This is a genomic window from Oxynema aestuarii AP17 (assembly GCF_012295525.1).
GTDB lineage: Bacteria > Cyanobacteriota > Cyanobacteriia > Cyanobacteriales > Laspinemataceae > Oxynema > Oxynema aestuarii.
On sequence record NZ_CP051167.1, the window covers coordinates 4627964 to 4644397 of the forward strand.

The 16434-nt window shown below is 54.8% G+C and carries 13 protein-coding genes; 4 read left to right on the forward strand and 9 right to left on the reverse strand.

Annotation, left to right across the window (positions count from 1 at the left end):
• Positions 1–4 precede the first annotated feature (4 nt).
• Both HCG48_RS18630 and purD read right to left on the reverse strand, forming a co-directional pair.
• Positions 5–2233, reverse strand: coding sequence for an ATP-binding protein (locus tag HCG48_RS18630; protein WP_168570495.1), 2229 nt, complete (start codon positions 2231–2233; stop codon positions 5–7).
• Positions 2234–2486: 253 nt separating this feature from the next.
• Complete coding sequence (purD, locus tag HCG48_RS18635; RefSeq protein ID WP_168570496.1) at positions 2487–3770, reverse strand: phosphoribosylamine--glycine ligase; 1284 nt, start codon at positions 3768–3770, stop codon at positions 2487–2489.
• Positions 3771–3976: 206 nt separating this feature from the next.
• Between purD and HCG48_RS18640 the strand changes: the two genes are divergently transcribed.
• A complete protein-coding gene (locus HCG48_RS18640) occupies positions 3977–4924 on the forward strand; it encodes an NAD-dependent epimerase/dehydratase family protein (RefSeq protein ID WP_168570497.1) in 948 nt (315 codons plus the stop codon).
• A gap of 82 nt (positions 4925–5006) precedes the next feature.
• Here the strand turns inward: HCG48_RS18640 and HCG48_RS18645 are convergent, their stop codons facing one another.
• The gene (locus HCG48_RS18645; protein WP_168570498.1) at positions 5007–6437 is read right to left on the reverse strand and encodes an FAD-binding domain-containing protein; all 1431 of its coding nucleotides are present in this window, start codon (positions 6435–6437) and stop codon (positions 5007–5009) included.
• Between the two features lie 302 nt (positions 6438–6739).
• Between HCG48_RS18645 and HCG48_RS18650 the strand changes: the two genes are divergently transcribed.
• Both HCG48_RS18650 and HCG48_RS18655 read left to right on the forward strand, forming a co-directional pair.
• Positions 6740–7063 (forward strand): phasin family protein, encoded by a 324-nt coding sequence (locus tag HCG48_RS18650; protein WP_168570499.1) that lies wholly within the window; start codon positions 6740–6742, stop codon positions 7061–7063.
• 85 nt (positions 7064–7148) lie between these two features.
• The gene (locus HCG48_RS18655; RefSeq protein WP_168570500.1) at positions 7149–7727 is read left to right on the forward strand and encodes an FKBP-type peptidyl-prolyl cis-trans isomerase; all 579 of its coding nucleotides are present in this window, start codon (positions 7149–7151) and stop codon (positions 7725–7727) included.
• 86 nt (positions 7728–7813) lie between these two features.
• Here the strand turns inward: HCG48_RS18655 and HCG48_RS18660 are convergent, their stop codons facing one another.
• Complete coding sequence (locus HCG48_RS18660; protein ID WP_168570501.1) at positions 7814–9955, reverse strand: S-layer homology domain-containing protein; 2142 nt, start codon at positions 9953–9955, stop codon at positions 7814–7816.
• Positions 9956–10177: 222 nt separating this feature from the next.
• On the opposite strand from HCG48_RS18660, the gene HCG48_RS18665 reads away from it, so the two are divergent.
• Entirely contained in the window at positions 10178–10918 is a 741-nt protein-coding gene (locus HCG48_RS18665; protein WP_168570502.1) for a Uma2 family endonuclease, read from the forward strand.
• Between the two features lie 128 nt (positions 10919–11046).
• Here HCG48_RS18665 and HCG48_RS18670 read toward each other — a convergent pair whose 3' ends face one another.
• From HCG48_RS18670 to HCG48_RS18690, 5 genes are all read right to left on the reverse strand, one after another.
• On the reverse strand, positions 11047–11685 hold the full coding sequence (locus tag HCG48_RS18670; RefSeq protein ID WP_168570503.1) for an alpha/beta hydrolase: 639 nt from the start codon (positions 11683–11685) through the stop codon (positions 11047–11049).
• Between the two features lie 134 nt (positions 11686–11819).
• Entirely contained in the window at positions 11820–12533 is a 714-nt protein-coding gene (locus tag HCG48_RS18675) for an alpha/beta hydrolase (protein ID WP_168570504.1), read from the reverse strand.
• Positions 12534–12661: 128 nt separating this feature from the next.
• Complete coding sequence (locus HCG48_RS18680) at positions 12662–12931, reverse strand: hypothetical protein (RefSeq protein ID WP_168570505.1); 270 nt, start codon at positions 12929–12931, stop codon at positions 12662–12664.
• A gap of 125 nt (positions 12932–13056) precedes the next feature.
• On the reverse strand, positions 13057–15024 hold the full coding sequence (locus HCG48_RS18685) for a DUF3352 domain-containing protein (RefSeq protein WP_168570506.1): 1968 nt from the start codon (positions 15022–15024) through the stop codon (positions 13057–13059).
• A 52-nt stretch (positions 15025–15076) separates the two neighbouring features.
• On the reverse strand, positions 15077–16396 hold the full coding sequence (locus tag HCG48_RS18690; protein ID WP_168570507.1) for a serpin family protein: 1320 nt from the start codon (positions 16394–16396) through the stop codon (positions 15077–15079).
• Positions 16397–16434 lie beyond the last annotated feature (38 nt).

The following is a 16434-nucleotide window of genomic DNA, read 5'->3' on the forward strand; positions in this document are numbered from 1 at the left end:
GGCGTTAGCTGACTGGGGTCGGCGTTTCTTCTCCAGAAGAGATCGCCGGAACACGATCGCCTGGTTCTTGCTGAGTTTTGTCCGGTTCGCGATAGACCGCCAAATCGAACCAGAAGGTTGTCCCTACGCTGACCTCGCTGACTAAATAGACTTGGGTATGGTGTTTTTCGATAATATTTTTAACGATGGACAATCCCAACCCCGTTCCTTCGAGAGTATGCACGCGGTTTTCGACCCGGGAGAAGCGATCGAAAATAATTTCTTGATCTTCGATATCGATTCCGATTCCCGTATCCCCGACTTCGATGCGGACCCGTTCCGGAGTGTCGCCGCCTTCCGGGGTCAGGGAACATCGGGGATTGGGGATCCAGTGTTCCCGTTCCCAGCGACCGTGAACGCGATCGCCCGTGTCGAGTAAATAGGCGCGAAGCGCTACTTTGCCGCCCGTTTCCGTAAATTTGAGGGCATTCCCTACCAAATTTGCGAAGACTTGCAATAAAAGATCGTAATTGCCCACCACGGGGGGCAGGTCGGACTCGATATCTTGGATCAGTTCGATGCCCTTATCTTTAGCATTGAGCTGGTAGGTTCGTAAGGTTTGCTCGATCGGTTGGGCGATATCGACCGCCTCGAAGTGGTACACCCGGCACGATTCCAAGCGCGAGAGGTCGAGAACGTCGTTGACGAGGCGGGTGAGGCGATCGGTTTCGCGGTTGGCGGTTTCGAGAAACTCCGATCGCTCGTCGGCGCTGAGGTCTTCGCCGTATTCGTGCAGGGTTTCGATAAATGACTTGATATTAAACAGGGGCGTTCTCAACTCGTGAGACACGTTGCTGATAAACTGACTTTTCGCTTCGTTGAGTTCCACCTCCCGGGTAATATCTTGCACGGTCATCGCAATTCCCTTGAGGCTTTCCCGATATTGTTCCGCCAAATTGGGTTTGGAACTGTCGTGGTAGAGGGTGCATTCCTTCGCTTCCGGGCGTTCCGGGAACGTACAGGTATCGTCGAGATTGTAGGTACAGCTACTGCATAACGGCTCGTTTCCCGGGGACTTGTGCAGTAGAACCGTAGTCAGCAAAATGCGGACCGTGCGGCGATTCGGTTCGGTGAGGGTAATGCGGAATTCGCCACCTTCGCGTCCGGCGTAATCTCCCGAGGGAGTAGCGTTGTCCGAGGCGGGATAGCCCCCGGTGAGGGCATTTCCGGCGGCAATTTCGTACAGTGGGCTGGTCAGTTCCGCCACCACCGGGGTGGGGAGGTAGTCGAGGACATTTTCAGAAACGACGTTTTTCCCTTCCCACCCGAAAATGCGGCGGGCGGTGGGATTGACCAAGACGACTTGAAGGGAAGTATCGAGTAAAACGGCGCCGTCGGCGATCGTTGAAACGAGAGTTTCGAGTTTGGCTTTTTCGGCGGTGAGTTCTTCGATATTTTGTTCTTCGTAGCGCTCCAAACGTTCCGCCATTTCGTTAAAGCTGCAAATTAATTCCCCCAGTTCCCCTTCGAGGGGAAGGTCGATGCGCTGTTTGAAGTTTCCGGCGGCAATATTTTTAACGCCGAGGAGGAGTTCTTTAATCGGTTTGGTGATGGTCAGGGCGTTGAAGACGGCGCCTAAGATCACCATGACCCAGATGGAGACAAAAACGGCGATCGTCACGTCTCGGGTGAGGTTAGAAGAGGTGACCACCGTGGGATTGGGGTTAATGCCGATCGCCAAGACCCCGAGATAGGCCCCTTCGTGAATCAGGGGGACGAAAACATCGGTGACTTCGCCGTCTGGGGTTTGGTGTTGGCGCACCATCGGCAGCTCGAAATTGCTCGTCGCCGCTTCCGGTAACTGGATGCGCCGTTGGATAGTCAGGGAATTCTGCACTTCCGATTCCGAGAAGGGAATCCCGAGGAAGATTTTCCCTTCTGCGTCGGCGTAGAGCATGTAGCGGATGCTCGTCGTGCTGCTGTAGAAACGGTGGGAAAAGCGGGCGACTTCAGTCAAGTTATCTTCGGCGACGAGGGGGGCGACATTCGCCGCTAACAGCAGACCCAAGTCCCGACCGAAGCGGGTATCGTTGAGGCGGGCGTCCTGTTGAATGGTGTTGACCGCCCAGAAGGTCAAGCCGCTCATAATTAAGGAGACGACCAAAGTCGCCGCCGCCATCAAGCGGGTTTGGAGAGTGAACTCCGACCACCAACGGGCGATAATTTCTCCGATCTTGTGAATGAGAGCCAGCAAGGTAGATTTTTAGGGATGACAGCAATAACACGAAGGCGAGAACGCAGGCGCGGGCGATCGCCGGACGCTGCTATTGCCAGTTTATCAAGATCGGGGAGATCCGGGAGGCTTCCCCCATTGCGGATGGTCAGATCTCGCTCGTTTCCAGGATGGCAGCGATCGCGCATAAATTAGAGGACTGTCCCGATGGAAGGGCGAACAATTTTTGCGCCTCCTTCTATAGAGAACCTCCCACCCGTCAAGTTCGGCCTGTTTACATCGTTCTGACTCGGTGTCCGATGTCGCGGCGGTAGTAGGCGCCCTCGAAATCGATACAGTCTACCGCGTGATAGGCTTTGGCGAACGCATTGTCGAAATTATCGGCGATCGCGCTGACCCCCAACACCCGACCGCCAGCCGTGACCAACTCTCCCGCCTTGAGCTCAGTTCCGGCGTGGAAGACGATCGCCCCCGCCTCGGTGGCGCGATCGAGTCCCGCAATGGTTTTACCATTTTCGTAAGACCCGGGATAACCGCCCGACGCCATCACCACGCAAGCAGAGGCCCCGGATTTCCAGCGCAAAGGCGGAAAATCGGCCAATCGCTTCTCCATACACGCCAACATCAACTCGTCTAACGGCGTCTCCAACAACGGCAAGATCGCTTGAGTTTCCGGATCGCCAAAACGGCAGTTAAATTCCAACACATTCACCTCTCCCTCGGGAGAAATCATCAATCCGGCGTAGAGAATCCCGCAATAGTCGATTCCCCGTTCTTTCAATCCGGCGATCGCCCGTTGCAACACCTCCGTTTCGACCCGCGCCATCATTTCATCCGTCACTACGGGCGCCGGGGCGTACACCCCCATCCCCCCCGTATTCGGTCCGGTGTCTCCTTCCCCGATCGCCTTGTGATCTTGGGCGGGTAACAACGGGCGAATCGTTTCCCCGTCCGTAATCGCCAATACCGAGGCTTCCTGTCCGTGTAAAAACTCCTCGACGACGACGCATTCCCCCGCCATACCGAATTGACCGCCAAACGCCGCCACGATCGCCGCTTTCGCTTCTTCCACCGTCGCCGCGACCGTCACGCCTTTCCCCGCCGCCAAGCCGTCCGCTTTGACCACGATCGGCGCGCCGTAGCGATCGACAAACTCGAAAGCGGCGGTTTTTTCGTCCTCGGTAAAGACACCCCATTGTGCCGTAGGAATGCCAATATCTTTCATAAACCCTTTCGCCCACGACTTGCTCGATTCCAATTGGGCGCCTGTTTGAGTCGGACCGAAAACGCGAATGTTCTGCTGTTTCAAATAGTCCGCCAGTCCGATCGCGAGGGGAACTTCCGGTCCGATGACCACGAAGGCAATCTCGTGATTTAAGGCCACTTCTTTAATGCCGTGGAAATCATCGACCGCTAATTTAACATTCTCACAGCCTTCCATCGAAGCCGTGCCGCCGTTTCCGGGAACGCAGACGACGCCCTCGATCTTGTCCGATTGTAAGAGTTTCCAGGCCAGGGCATGTTCCCGACCCCCATTGCCAACCACTAAAACCTTCACAGTATGCTACTTTTCCTCACGCTCGTCGAACTCGGTACGCCCAACCGCCGATTAGAGGGAGGCGGGCGCTTTTTTTGCAAGCTAAATTGTAACTCTATGTTAGAAAAAGATCGCGCGTTCGATGGGAGTCGATCGCCTCGCCCCCAGGGTCGGGGAGATCGCGATCGAGTTGTTTTGATTTCACTTATTAATTTTGCGGTTCAGTCATGACTCAAAATATTGTTACTGGTGTTGCTGGCTTTGTGGGATCTCATCTCGCCGAAACCTTACTCGATCGCGGCGATCGCACGATCGGTATCGATGAATTCAACGACTATTACGATCCGAGCTTCAAACGCAAAAATATCGAAAGTTTCCGCGATCGCCCCAACTTCGAGCTGATCGAAGCCGACATTCGCGATTTAGATTGGAACGCCCTCTTAAAGGGTACCGATTTCGTCTACCATCAAGCCGCCCAAGCCGGAGTCCGGGCCAGTTGGGGACAGGGATTTCGCTCCTATACCGCCCGCAATCTCGACGCCACCCAAATAATTCTCGAAGCGGCCAAAAGCTCGAAAAGCTTGCAACGGCTCGTTTTCGCTTCTTCCTCCTCGGTGTACGGCAATGCAGAAACCTTGCCGACCAGCGAGAAAACTTGCCCGCAACCCGTTTCCCCCTACGGGATCACCAAACTCGCCGCCGAACAATTGTGCTTGCTTTACTATAAAAACTTTGGGGTTCCCGTGTCGGGATTGCGCTATTTCACCGTCTACGGACCGCGACAGCGCCCGGATATGGCCTTTCACAAGTTTTTTAAAGCCGTTCTCGAAGACGAGGCGATCGCCATCTACGGGGACGGAAAACAAACCCGCGACTTTACCTTTGTCAGCGACGCGATCGCCGCTAATTTAGCCGCCGCGAGTTCCCCGGAAGCGATCGGGGAAGTGTTTAATATCGGCGGCGGCAGTCGGGTGTCTCTGATCCAAGTGATCGAGACGATGGAACAAGTGGTCGGTCGTCCGATCCGACGGGATTATCAAGCTTCGGCGATCGGCGATGCCCGCCATACCGGGGCCGACGTGTCTAAAGCCCACAAGGCGATCGGCTATCAGCCCAAAGTCTCTCTCGCCGAAGGATTGCGGCAGGAATGGGAGTGGATTCAGCAAGTCTATTAGACTCGTGAAAGCGGGTATCTTGCCCGCTTCACCAGATTTTCATCCCGTCAAATTCAATCTAAAATCTAAAATCCCCCATTTTCTAACGTTTCACTTCTGCATAAATCGCCTTAAACCGCTTCACTTGCACTTTGCGATCGACGATCGCCTGTGGATAACCGCACGCTTCCCGTTCTAACGGGGAAATCTTGCCGGAAATCAAGCACTCCGTATCCACCGAAGCTAATTCGGGAACCCATTGACGAATGTACTCGGCCTCCGGATCGTATTTTTGCGCCTGACTCGATGGATTGAAAATGCGTAACGGTTTCGGATCCATGCCACTCGAAGCACTCCACTGCCAACCGCCATTGTTGGCCGATAAATCGCCGTCGAACAGTTTTTGCATGAAATATTTTTCGCCCTTGCGCCAATCGACGATCAAATCCTTGGTTAAAAAACTGGCGACGATCATCCGACAGCGATTGTGCATCCATCCGGTTGCGTTGAGTTGGCGCATGGCGGCATCGACGATCGGATAACCCGTGCGTCCTTCGCACCAGGCTTGAAAATGGGCTTCGTTATTTTCCCAGGGAAAGTCTTTCCAGCGATCGCGATAGGGCCCTTCGGCCAGTTCCGGGAAATGATACATGACCTGTTGATAAAATTCCCGCCAGGCGAGTTCTTTGCGCCAGGTTTCGACCCCTTGGCGGGCTTCGTCGCTGCGACAACGTCCCTCAGCTTCTACGGTGGCGGCCCAGACGGTGCGAATGCCGATCGCCCCGAATTTAAGCGCCGCACTCAGAGAAGAGGTGCCGTTTTGGGCGGGAAAGTTGCGCTGTTCGTCGTAGTCGAAGATGGGGCGATCGCAAAACCATTCCAATTGTTCGCGGGCGGCGTTTTCTCCCGGTTCGAGCAGCAAATCGGCGTCCCAGGTCAATCCCAGTTCGGCTAACTCCGGTAACTCGCGAACCCCGGCGTTGCGGGCGCGTTGTCTCTCACTCTCGCTCAAGGCGATCGCCCCGTCTAACGCGGGAACGGGTTCGGCTTTGTCTCGTTTGGCCCAGTTTTTCCAAAAGGGAGTGTAAACCGTATAGGGTTTATCCGTGGAGGTGCGAATGGCGTCGGGTTCGTGCAGCAGTTGATCCCAGAAGGTGTAAACTTCGATCTTGTCCCTTTCTAAAGCAGTGCGGACGGCGCGATCGCGCTGTTGGGAATACGGTTCGACATCGAGATTCCAATAGACGGCCCGCGCCCCCAATGCCGAGGCTAATTTGGGGATTCCTTGGTCGGGATTGGCGTGGAGAATCAGTAACTCACTCCCGGCGCGGGTGTAACTTTTTTGTAAATCTTGCAAACAGCCGAGCAGGTATTTTACCCGGGCGGGGGCGATATCGTCAGCTTGCAAAATTTGCGGGTCGAGACAAAAGACGCCGACCACTTTGGCGCTGCGATCGCGCGCTTTCGCCAGTCCGAGATTGTCGCCCAGGCGCAGGTCGCGACGGTGCCAAAACAGGATCGATGGATCGGTCATGGGGGAGAGCGGTGTTAGATTTGAGATTTTAGATTGTAGATTTTAGATTGTAGGGGGCAGCCTGGGAGGGCGGCAATAGTTGGGTTTTTAGCAAAGGGGTTCGACGGTAGGCGAGGGGGAGCGATCGGGATTGGAGAGCGCGATCGCCCCGACCGGAATCGAGCGAACGGGAATTCCCCCTAGTAGCTCGGCGAGTTTTGTCAAAGAATAGAACCGTAGGTCACAATAATTTGAGTAGGACGCCCCTGCGGTACGCCTGCGAAGTTGTGGCCTTCTCAGAATCGCTATAGAGGAAAAAGACCGTGGATAGCAATAATCTAATCAAGCAGTTATTAATGATTGGGGTGGGTACCACCTCGCTAGTTGCCGAAAAACTGCGGGAAGTCAGCGACCAATGGGTGAAAGAGGGCAAACTCAATCCGGAACAAGCCAATACCTTCGTAGACGACCTGATGAAGCAGATGAAGGCGGAACAGGGCAATTTTGAAGCGCATTTAGAAAGGCAGATGCGCAATGTCATGCAGGATATCGGCGTTCCCCGACAGGCGGAAATGGACGAATTGCGCGGGCGTTTGGATCGTTTGGAGCGCCAAATTCGGGATTTAGAAAATAAGTTATGGCGTTAGATCGGCGATCGGGATGCGATCGCGCGACCATTGATGAGAGACTAGGAAATCGCAGAGACGTTGAGGCTATAGAGGAGGACTGATTTTGCGAGAAATTTTAATCAGTTTGGGCGTCATGCTGGCGTGCATCGTCGTGCTGGTGGTCGCTCAACTTACCGATCGCGGTGGCGAGGCGATCGCCGGAGAAACGGAACCCACCCAACCCCAAACCGAGGTCGTACAACCGAAACCCTCGAAACTCGCCGAGCGCTTGATGGCCCCAACCCAAATCGCCCGCGCCGAGACGAGTGCAACGGAAACATCGGGGGAAACATCCGGGGAGTACGAAACCACTCCTTCAGGTTTGAAGTATAAAGATATCGTCGAAGGAACCGGAGCCAGTCCCCAGCCGGGGGATACGGTGATCGTTCACTACACCGGGCGCTTGGAAGATGGGACGAAATTCGACAGTTCCCGCGATCGCTCCCAACCGTTCTCGTTCAAACTCGGTGTCGGACGAGTGATTAAAGGATGGGACGAAGGGATTGCGACGATGAAAGTGGGCGGACAACGAGAATTGGTGATCCCACCGGAACTCGCTTACGGCGATCGCGGTGCGGGTGGGGTCATCCCTCCCAACGCCACCTTAGTTTTCGATGTGGAATTACTCCGAATTGGCACTTGAACGAATTCGGACTCTAACTTGACGATTCAAGGGAAAAACCGGGTTAAAGGCCCGGTTTTTTGATGTGAAATCAGATGGAAAGCGCTCTAAGCCGAAACGATATAAGGAGAGTCGATCGCCGCCACCTGACCCGTCGCGACCAACGCCTGATAAACCATGGCCGCCACCTCGGCGCGGGTTGCCTGTTGTCGGGGTTCGAGTTGTTCTTGATTGGGATAGTTGACGATCAGGCGGTGGCGAACGGCGGTGACCACCGCATCCCGGGCATATTGATGGATCTCGTCTTTATCGACGAATTTATACAGAGACCCCGAATCGCCGCCGGACAAGCCCAAACCGTTGACTAAGGACAGAACGATCTGAATCCGTTGGACGTTTTCATTCGGCTTGAACGTATCGGCAGTATAACCGGAGAGGAAACCGCCGCGATAGGCTTTTTGAATCGGTAAATAGCCCCAATAGGTATCCGGGACATCTTGAAAATTCGCCGATTCCCGTTTGGGCGAGGGATCGAAGGCTTTGCTGAGGAGGGCGGCATATTGTACCCGAGTCATCGGCGCTTGTGGCTTGAACGTGCCGTCGGGGAAGCCGTTGAGGATGCCGCGATTGACCAATTCGACGATAAACGACTGCGCCCAGTGGCCTTGAATATCGCTCAACGGTTCGGGAATCAAGCCACTGGCGGCGACGATGTAGGGGGAGGCGATCGCCTCAGCTTGACCTTTAGCGACTAAGGTTTGATAGATAACGGCGGCGACTTCGGCGCGGGTAATTTCGCGCATGGGGTTGAGTTCGGTCAGTTCGGGATAGTTCACCACCAGACCGTTATGGGTGGCGATCGCCAGAATTTCCGTAGCATAGCTGGGGATTTGGGCGCGATCGCGGTAATATCCCAGCAAATTGGTGTTGCCGTCCCGTAAATTGGCCCCATTCACCAGAGAGACAAACGCCTGCACCCGGGTTAACTTATCGTTCGGGCGAAATGTCCCGTTCGGAAAGCCCGAGAGAAAACCCATGCGATTCGCCTTGACGATCGCCTCAAACGCCCAGAAATCCGCATTAATATCCGAAAATTGGCTCGCCTCGCGCTCGAAACGTTCGTCAAACGCCTTGGCGACGATCGCCGCATATTGCGCCCGGGTCAAACTTTCATCCGGTTTAAAGGTATTGTCGGGAAAACCGCTAATCCATTGGCGATCGACCATCGCTTGAATAAACCCGGCGGCCCAATGTCCCCGAATGTCCGTTAACGTCGTCCGGACGGGCGGCGGCGTAGAAGACGGCGGTTCCGACTCCGGCGGCGGACTCGCGGGCGGACTCACGGGGGGCGTTTCCGACGGGTTCGGATTCGGGAGGGGAACCTCACTGGTGACAAATTCCACCGTCCCTTTCACCTTCGCCGGGTTGAGTTGGTTACCCACGGAAATAATCGTTTGATTGCTCGTACTTTGCAAATCGTAGCCGCCATTGTCGAGAATGATATTCTCGCCGGGATTTTCGCTCGTCCCCAAATCTGGCAGTGCTTTCGCAATTACGGTAATCCCATCTTGGGCGTTATTTTTAATGTAGTTTTTCCGCAGCACCGGGCGTGCGTCGCCAGAAATCACCAAACCGCAGCGATTTTCAATAAATTTATTCCCCGAAATAAGCGGCGCGCTGTTGTCCCCCACGGTCATCCCGTAACCCGTTTTTTGAAAAACATTGCCGCGAATTTCGCCTTTTGCATTGCGCGTGCAAGAAATGCCGTTGGCCGAGTTCCCGGAAAAAACATTATTGACGACGATCGCCTTCGCCGTTCCCGTAATAAACACCCCTTCCCGGGCCGAACTGGCAAAGGTATTGTTGGCGATGCGCGGCGAAGTCGATTCCACCCAGACGGCGGTTCCGCGACTGGCGGAGTTCGTCACCGACACGCCGCACAGTTCGGCCCCCTCGTCGAGACGAACGGCGATATTTTGGCGGGCGAACGAAGGGCTGATATATTCGCCACTCCCAGAAATTAAATAGCCGTTGCCTTTTTTTGCTTCGTTACCGACCAGTTTGACCCCAGAGGGAACCATGAGGGGAAATTTTTCGCCGTTGTTGCTGCTGTAAGTGGCGCTGGCGAGTTGCACCGTCGTTCCCGCCGTCGCTTTTTGCAAAGCTTCTGCGATCGTTTTGAGGGGGTCGGCTTCGCTTCCGGAAGCGCGATCGCGACCGATATAAGGATTGACATAAACGGTAGGCATGATTGAAAACCGAATTGAGATTGATTCAGAATTGCGATGGCAAAAACAATGGAAAAGAATAGAGAGAGGATCGATAAAAAAGTCTAAATCGTACTGAGGCCGAGCCAATCGACGCAAGGACGACAACGAGAGCGAGCGGGGGAAAGGTTGGCTGGTTTAAACTTTAACCTGGGAAAGAAGAGTTAAGATAAAATTTGAGTGGCGAATTGAGGAAATCTGGCCATGGTAGCCCCGTCCGAAACCCACATCCACTCGCCAGTTGTTTATCCCGAGCGTGACGGTCAGCCGATGGCCGACAATACCCAACAGTTTCGCTGGATTACGGTCATTCACTTTAATATCGAGTGGCAGTTTGCAAACGATCCCAACGTGTTTGTCGCCAGCGATTTATTGTGGTATCCGGTTGAAGGTCAGCCGAAAATTCGCCAAGCACCGGATGTGATGGTGGCGTTCGGACGACCGAAAGGCGATCGCGGGTCGTATTTGCAATGGCAAGAAGAGAATATCGCCCCGCAAGTGGTCTTTGAGATCCGTTCTCCCGGGAATCGCCAGAAGGAAATGGATAAAAAACTACTGTTTTACGATCGCTACGGCGTGGAAGAATATTATCTTTACGATCCCGATCGCCACGACTTGAGCGGTTGGTTGCGGCGGGAGGGGCGGTTGGAGGCGATCGACAATATCGAAACATGGGTCAGTCCGCGCCTGCAAATCCGCTTCGAGTGGACGGAGACCGAGTTAAAACTCGATCGCGCCAATGGCGAACCATTTAGCAGTTACGCCGAAGTACAAGCACAACTCGATCGCACCCGACAGGCATTAGAAAGCGAACGCCAGCGCGCCGAAAGCGAACGCCAGCGCGCCGAAAGCGAACGCCAGCGCGCCGAAAGCGAACGCCAGCGCGCCGACCGCCTCGCCGAACGATTGCGCCAAATGGGTATCGATCCCGAAGAATTACAGTGAGGGAAAACGCACAAAAACAAGAGTAGAGACGCACTCGGGTTACGTCTCTACTCTAGGAAAGATGCAACAGGCAATCCACGACGACCGTGGAGCGCCTCATCGAGGAGGCGAGTGCACTAACCCGGGGGTTAGCAAATCAAATCTCCTAACTCGTCTCGCAGGAACTGGACGCCCGTTTCGACGCCTTCGACTAAAAAGCGTACTTGACCGTAAGCCTTATTCAACTGCCGACCTTCGATAATTAATTCTTGGGCCGGAAAGTTTTGAATGACTTCGAGCAGGGAAACTTGACTGTCATCGCTGGCAGAATTGACGATACTCGCGCGCAGGGCTTCGATCACCAATCGCCGCGATGGCGGGTGAATTACCTGACCGATTTCATAAAGCACTAATTCCCCGAGGATGAAGTTGAGCGAATCGTCTAAGATGCCCAAATTCGCGGGAATTTGTGTGGTCAAGACATTGCGGAACAGTTCCGGTTCTTGGTCGGTGACGTTAATAATGAAATTGACCACATTCGATCGCTCTCCAGTCGTGGCGAACATTTCGAGATCGCTGACTGGAATACTCAAGCGTTGCGGACCGTAAGTCAGAGTGACTTTCTCGACGACTTTCTGTTGGGCGACCGTGGGGGTCGTGTTGAGGACGACCACGGAGGTGGTGGCCAAAAATACGGCCAGAGCCAGCGCCACCCACTTAAACCATCGTTGAGCAAATCGTGTCAACCCCTGACGAACGTTCAGCCGTAAAGGAAGACGAAATTTCATATTTATTACTCCCGTTCGACGATGGATCTTGGCTCAGTTCTCCAAGAGAGAAGAGAACCGAGCGCACCCCGTCGAGAGCCAGGATCTGGGGGAGCGACCCCCGAGAACTCCCGACCCGATGGGGTTCGGCGCGATTAGTTGGGCCACGCCAAGTTCGAGGTCGAAGCGCGACTGAAGGCTTCGAGACTGGGGGCGTCAAAATCAGAAGCAAAATCGCCTTCACAAACGAGGTCGTACATGAAGTTGCTGACGACTTCGATCACGGGTCGGACATCTTCGGCGATGAAGCTGATTTTATTGTAAGCTTCGGCGAGGAGCGGACCGTTGACGGAGATGCGATCGACGGGGTAGTAACGCATGACTTCGAGCAGTTCGATGGTGCCGTCGTCAGCCGCTCGTAACAAGGCTTCGGTGACGTCTTCGACATCTTCGCGCAATCCTTGTTGACCGATGACGGGTTCGATGCGAGAGAGGACGTATTGACCGATCGAACTTTGGAGGATTCTTTCGAGAAAATCGCGAGTGACGGGAATTTCTTGATTTAACAAGGTCCGCAGGTCGCTCGCGTCTTGGTCGGTGACCCCCAAGCGGGTACGGAACACGTCGGGTTCTTCTCCGGTGCGTGCAAAACTTTCTAATTCGTTTAAGGTGACATTTTCGCTGGAGCTGCCATAAATCAATAAGATTTCATCGGCAGCGAGGGCGGACGGGGTATGGAAGAAAAAGACTGTCGAACTCACTAAAACAAGTGCCAGTAAAATAGAGAAATACTTTTGACTGGCACTTTTTAAAATCCGGCTTGTTTTGCGGATGGTTTCACCGAGATCGAACCGAGAAGGAAAAGACATACCTTTACTCCTGATACAAAACTCAGATCGATTGGTTTGACGATCTTGACTGCTTTCAGACTAGAGTATACCGTAGGAAACTTTTCTGAAGAAAAGATTGCGATTTTGGCGTTCCCCCCTACGAAGATTCACGGAAATCTATAGGGGAGAGGGAGAGGAAGGCGGCTCGGGGTCGGAACGATCGCGCCGTTGACCTTCGATCGCGCTTCGATCGCGCTTCGATAGTACCATTGGGGATTGAATTTTAGAGCGATCGCCGCCGAAATCGTTACATGGGTAGCGATGGCGGGCGATCGCCCCGGCTGACGAGAAAGCCCTTTTACCGAACCGCTCGGGATCCGGGGAGGCGATCGCGCCGCGCCATTTCTAGGTGAAAAATGGCTGAGAATTGACGACAACCGGGACGGTTCAATTTCTTTAAAAGTTCCCCGTTCTCTTTTATTCCCAAGGCAAAAAATATCAAGACAAAAAAGAGCGATCGCCTGGACTCGTAGGCGATCGCCCTCTAACTTTTAGAAAAGTTTCACTGACGCGGGGAAATCACGAGGAAAAAGTCCGCTTGTTTGGCGCTCTCGCTTCCCGAAGTCGATAGGCTCAAACTGCGAATATTGCCTAAAATTTGCGTGATAAAAAAGGCGGGATTAATTCCTTCTTGATTTTGAGGAAACAAATTATTAACGAAGGCTAAAGTCGAGCCGACATTGAGGTAAAAATAGCCGTCGTTGGGCTGAGGAAACGGTTGAGTTGCGGTCTGAAACGTGTAGGAATCTTCTAAGGATAAATACGGTTTGGGATTAAGTTCTTCCATCGGGCCGATCCCGGTGGTGACGAGCAGGAGGTTGTCGTCCAACCAGCCGTAAGAGAGTGCGCTTAGCACTTCTCCTGTTTCCTCGTTGGTGACTTGCCAGTGGGTAACCCCACGGGTGTCGATCTGGCGGGTATGGATCGCGACGGCGTCTTGAGAGACGTCTCTAATGTAGCTTTCCAGGGTGCTAAAGAAGCTCTCGGCGGCGGGGCGATCGCTGGTCTCGACCATCAACCCGATCCCGAACGGCAAGCGGGGATCGACCGCCGGAAACAAGCCGCGTTTGCTGGGGAAGAAAAACAGCCCATATTCGCCGTCCATCCAGCGAATAATATCCTCGTCTAAGTCTAAATTGAGGGCTTGACGCACGGCAGCGCGAAATTGGGTTCCCCAATTGGGCATTGCTTCCGGGTCCGCCGAGGGTTGGGGAACGATCGCATTCCACAAGCCATCAAAACCGCGACTGGTCAAGGCGAGATAGGTGGAGGCGGGAAGACGGGAGGGAAGGGCGGCGAGGGAGGGCGGCGAGGCGTTTTCCGGTTGGGGCGTGCGGTAGGCGGTGGTCGATCGCGCCCGCAAGCCGTTGTTATCGATCCAGAAGGCAAAATCGATCGCCTCGTAAGTGTCGGCAGTGAGATCGAGGGCGTTGTTAAACCCTTGAGAACCGGGCATTGGCAGGGGTAAGGGAAGGGGGATCGGAGGGAGTTCCGGGACTTCGGCGAGGCTGAAGCGTTGCAGGAAATCGGTGTCGGTGTAGCCGACCAACAACGATCGCGCAAACTCCGGTCGGGCGATCGTGCGTTGGAAACGGGCATCGTCGGCGAGTTTGGGCTGTCCGGTTTGGCGAGTGTCGAGCCAGCGTTCGATGGGAGCGGCGCCGGGAGCGGCGACGAGATACCCGTCACTGACGGCGATCGCCAGAGGGGGAACGATCGGTGGCGGCGGTTCGGGAAAGTCTTCTTCGGGAAAATCGGCTTCGGGAAACTGTTCTTCGGGAAAGGGGGCGGGTTCCGGTTCGGCTTGGGCGATCGGCCATTGGAGCCCCTTCGCCCCGGCAAAGGGCAACAACTGCTTGAGAATCGGAGATTTCGCCGCTCCCGAGGATTTGAAGGGGGCGGGGTTCAATTCCGCTTCCCCCGGGGCTTCTGAGGGCGTCGGTTCGTCGATCGCGAGTTCTTCTTCGGGCCACTCGAACAGGGTCACCCCTTGGTATTCTCGGCGGGTAACGGCGCTTTCCCGAGTGCTGGCGATGCGATCGACGATCTCTTCGATCGCGATCGTCTCGGTGAGGGGAGCCAGCATTAAGGGCGATTCTTCAAACGTGGCGACGCTTTCCGGGGTACTCGGCGGCATCAGGGCAATGGCGACCCAATCCCCTAACGCGGGTTGAATCGTGGCGGCAAAATCGACGCTATTGGGGAGGTAAGGCAAAAATCCCGGGCCGACAAAGGTGGGCGGTAGACCCACAAACCGTTTTAAGCCGTCCCAGACCCTAGCATCCCCATTGAGGAGTACCAGCCCGCCGATCTGTGCGGGCAAGACTTCGGCAACGGTCGGTATGGCGGGGGTAGGAGTCTCCACGGTAGGGGTTTGAGCGACGGCCACCCCAGGCAGCAGGGCGATCGCGGAGAGGATCGATAAAGACGTGCGATTGACCACCAATTTTTTACCTTTGTGGAGATTCACAGAAAGACTAGCTTATCGGAGCGTCTTTCGCAATTACAGGTGCGGTAAGGCTTTATGGCGAAAGCTCCCCGGGGTTGACCAGGCGCCCGATGAATAAGAGACTTCCCGAGGTATTGTCGCGAATCAGGAAGATGAAGGGGCGATCGGCCCGAAACTCCAGGGTCGAGTTTTGGGCGCCGCGCACGCCGCTAGCGACTGCACTGCTGGCGGATGCTTCCGTTCCCTGTTCGTTGACGGTGATAAAGGTTTGCTGGATGGCGGCGGAGAGATAGAGATCGCGGCTGTTGTCGATCCCGGAAAAATCGGCAGATTTACTAAACGCACTCGGCATTCCCAGGCTGGAGAGGACTTGACTCAGATCCAGTTTCGATTGCAGTTCAAATTTCGGTAACCAGATGTGGGCGCTGAGGGGCTGTTCTGTGGACCAATGGCGATCGAGATCGGAAAACCATCGTTGGAGGTTTTCGGGGGTAATTTGGGCTTCGACTCGTTGGAGTTCGGCGGTCTGAGTCGGTAGTAAGACGACGGTGGAAATGGTGGTATCGCGATAGGGCAGATCGAGCAGGGTCAGGTCGTCATATTCGACGATACTGGTCGGGTTCATCAGTTGGTACATCATCGGGACGGGTACGGTCTGTCCCGGGGCGATCGCAAACGGGGCGGATTCGGTTCGTTGAGGGGAAAAGGGCGAAAACCACTGGGCTTTAAAGTAAACTGTGTTGGTTAAAATCAGCCGGGTGTTGGCGCCGATATCTTTGGGGCGTAAAAGGTTCTGAATTCTACCGTTGCTGCGTTCGGCAATCCATTGGTTGATGGTTTCTCGGGCAAGTTCGGGCTGCTTGGCAAAGTCGATGCGGGCGAGGGAGGCTTGGTAATGTCGGGCGATCGTTTCTACGAAGGGGTCTTGAAATGGGTAATTTTCCTGTCCCCACAGGCGATCGATCGATTCGAGACGCGGGATGCCTTCGGTTTGGTGAGGCAGAATGACGACGAGGGAGGCAAAGGCTTCGTGGACTCGTGGTTCCGGTAAGCTCAAGTGCAGGACTTTGGCGATTTCTGCCGCCGTCTGACCCCGCGCCCCGGCATAGGTCATGGCGAAGGATCTCGATAAGCTGTAAGGGGCGATAAACAGGTTTCCCGGTTGCTGACGCAGGTGATGGTAGAGATCGAGGGCAAAAGCGTTGTTGTCTTTTACCAAGGTGGCTACGTCTGCGGGGAGGTCTTCGGCGAAGCTTTGAGCGAGTTGGCGCTCCTCCTGGGCGATGGGGGCCGATCTGGCGGCGGATGCGGCGATCGCACTGCTGGAGGTCAAAACAGGGGTAATGGCTCCTATGGATGCGGCGATCGCCCGGTAAACCCAATGGACATTCATGATTGATTGCTGATGGCGCACGAGTCGCCATTCACTCC